The organism is Haemophilus parahaemolyticus, from assembly GCF_018373095.1.
In the GTDB taxonomy this organism is placed as follows: Bacteria; Pseudomonadota; Gammaproteobacteria; order Enterobacterales; family Pasteurellaceae; genus Haemophilus_A; species Haemophilus_A parahaemolyticus_A.
In genome coordinates this window covers 1-2,675 of record NZ_JAHAHT010000146.1, presented here as the reverse complement: position 1 = coordinate 2,675, position 2,675 = coordinate 1, and the positions used below count along the sequence as shown (strand labels likewise).

Sequence of the window (2,675 nt, the reverse complement as noted above, 5' to 3'; positions counted from 1 at the left end):
GTCAACAACGTGCGCGCAAAACATTCCTTGATAAGCAGTTGGGCAGCATTGAAGCAGAAATTGAGAATCTCAGCCGTGAATTACGCAAAGTGGAACGTGATTATAAAAATCAACGTGCCTCTGTGGTGCAAGCAAAAACCAGCTGGTGCTTGGTGTTGCAGCTTTCTCGTAACAGCGATGTAGAAAAACGCTTGAACCGTCGTGAATTGTCGTATCATTCATCGGATGAGTTACGTTCGATTTCAGATAAAGCGTTGGGGGCATTACGTGCTGCAGTCGCGAATAATGAATACTTACGTGATAGTTTACGTGCTTCGGAAGATAGTCGTAAGCCAGAGACGAAAGTGGCATTCTTCATTGAAGTGTATCGCCATTTACGTGAGCGTATTCGCCAAGATATTATCAAAACTGATGACCCAATTGATGCGATTGAGCAGATGGAAATTGAACTTTCTCGCTTAACGAATGAGCTTACTCGTCGTGAGAAAAAATTGGCGATCAGTGCAGAAAGTGTGGCAAATATTTTACGAAAAACCATTCAGCGTGAACAGAATCGTATTCTTCAATTGAACCAAGGCTTACAAAATATTGCTTTCGGTCAAGTGAAAGGCGTACGTTTAGATGTAAAAATTCGCGAGACACACGCAATGTTGTTGAATGCGTTGAGTGGAGATCGTGAACAGCACAAAGATCTGTTTGAGAGCGAAAAACTGAGTTTCTCAGAAGCACTTGCGATGTTGCATAAACGTGTGAACCCACATATTGATATGGGACAACGTACACCGCAAACCATTGGCGAAGAGTTGTTAGATTACCGCAATTACCTTGATCTTGAAGTCGAAACCGACCGTGGTGCAGATGGCTGGCAACGTGCGGAAAGTAGTGCACTTTCAACGGGTGAGGCAATCGGTACGGGGATGTCTATCCTGTTAATGGTGGTGCAAAGCTGGGAAGAAGAGTCTCGTCGTCTACGTGCGAAAGATATTCTCCCTTGTCGTTTGCTCTTCTTGGATGAGGCAGCTCGACTTGATGCGATGTCGATCAACACGCTCTTTGAACTTTGTGAACGTTTGGATATGCAATTGGTAATTGCCGCACCAGAAAATATCAGCCCAGAACGTGGAACAACCTATAAGTTGGTACGTAAAATTACCAATAACCAAGAGCTGGTTGAAGTGGTTGGATTGAAAGGGTTTGCGTAGTTTTTATTATTAGCGACTGTTTTCTGCATATCCTTATTAGTAGTATTGAAAAAACTCAAAATCTTACCGATTAAATCCTAGTCAATTTTTGGAAAAGTCGGTATAATTTAGCACCTCAAATTTCCGTAGGGTGGGACTTGTCCCACCTTTTTATTTTCCTTTATAGGCAAAAATCATTTCATTTATGCAACAATTAGATACAAACAAACTACGTAATATTGCGATTATCGCACACGTAGACCACGGTAAAACTACCCTCGTTGATAAACTTCTTAAACTTTCAGGTACATTAGATACTTCTCGCGGAGATACTGAAGAGCGCGTGATGGACTCAAACGATCTTGAGAAAGAACGTGGTATTACCATTCTTGCGAAAAACACAGCGATTAACTGGAACGGCTATCGTATTAACATCGTAGATACCCCAGGGCACGCGGACTTCGGTGGTGAAGTTGAGCGTGTGCTTTCAATGGTGGATTCAGTATTATTAGTCGTAGATGCGTTCGATGGCCCGATGCCACAAACGCGTTTCGTAACTCAAAAAGCCTTTGCACACGGTTTAAAACCAATCGTGGTTATCAATAAAGTGGACCGCCCAGGTGCTCGCCCTGACTGGGTTGTAGATCAAGTATTCGACTTATTCGTAAACCTTGGTGCAACTGATGAACAATTAGATTTCCCAATCATTTACGCTTCAGCATTAAACGGTGTTGCAGGTTTAGATCACGAAGATTTAGCACCCAATATGGATCCTTTATTTGAGGCGATTGTAGAACACGTTTCTCCGCCAGATGTTCACTTAGAAGAGCCGTTCCAAATGCAAATTTCGCAATTGGATTACAGCAAATATTTAGGTGTAATCGGTATCGGTCGCATCAAACGTGGTACGGTAAAACCAAACCAACCTGTAACCATCATTGATTCAGATGGCAACACTCGCAATGGTCGTGTTGGTCAAGTATTAGGTCATTTAGGATTACAACGTTACGAAGCGGAAGAAGCTTATGCGGGCGATATTATTGCTATTACTGGCTTAGGTGAACTCAACATCTCTGATACATTATGTGATATTAACAATGTTGAAGCATTGCCTGCATTAACTGTAGATGAACCAACAGTAACAATGTTCTTCTGCGTAAATACCTCGCCATTCTGCGGTCAAGAAGGTAAATATGTAACTTCACGCCAAATCTTAGAACGTTTGAAAAAAGAATTAGTACACAATGTGGCATTACGTGTTGAAGAAACCGATGACTCAGATGTGTTTAGTGTGTCTGGTCGTGGTGAATTACACTTATCGGTATTGATCGAAAATATGCGTCGTGAAGGCTATGAATTAGCAGTATCTCGTCCAAAAGTAATCTTCAAAGAGATTGATGGCCGTAAACAGGAGCCATACGAACAAGTGACAATCGATATCGAAGAACAACACCAAGGTGCTGTAATGGAAGCATTAGGTATCCGTAAAGGTGA

The 2,675-nt window shown here is 42.0% G+C and carries 2 protein-coding genes; both read left to right on the top strand.

The features are described 5' to 3' along the window. Positions 1 to 1,202, top strand: a 1,202-nt coding sequence (gene mukB, locus KH943_RS09795; RefSeq protein ID WP_304110403.1) for a chromosome partition protein MukB, incomplete at its 5' end; no start/stop codon positions are given. Between the two features lie 184 nt (positions 1,203 to 1,386). Beyond that, positions 1,387 to 2,675: GTP-binding protein (locus KH943_RS09790; protein ID WP_304110402.1), on the top strand; the 1,289-nt coding region annotated here is incomplete at its 3' end.